Origin of the sequence: Saccharothrix coeruleofusca (genome assembly GCF_014648515.1) — a bacterium.
In the GTDB taxonomy this organism is placed as follows: domain Bacteria; phylum Actinomycetota; class Actinomycetes; order Mycobacteriales; family Pseudonocardiaceae; genus Actinosynnema; species Actinosynnema coeruleofuscum.
Window position 1 is genome coordinate 1 of sequence record NZ_BMRG01000048.1, and the last position, 272, is coordinate 272.

1 protein-coding gene is annotated in these 272 nt (G+C 64.3%); it reads right to left on the reverse strand.

Annotated features, from left to right (window positions below; all coding sequences use genetic code 11):
* Nucleotides 1-188 (reverse strand): hypothetical protein (locus IEZ00_RS35960; RefSeq protein WP_189227818.1); only part of this gene is annotated, 188 nt, incomplete at its 3' end.
* Between the last annotated feature and the right edge of the window lie 84 nt (nt 189-272).

Sequence of the window (272 nt, forward strand, 5' to 3'; positions counted from 1 at the left end):
TCCCATCCGGCGATGTTCATGATGGTGTGGTTCTTGTTGTCGAAGCCGACGAAGTTGCCGGACCAGAACCACGCGCCGTCGGTCTTGGTGTCGAGCAGTGCCTTGAACTCGGCATCGGTCAGCGTCGCGGGATTCACGATCGGGTCGGAATCCACGTCCGCGTCGTAGCCGGGGTCGGTCTCGCCCATGGTGCTCGGGTCCGGCTGCACGTCCGGGACTACATACGGCTCGGGCTTTGGCGCGGGAGACGGCGCTGGGTCGTCGAAGTCGAA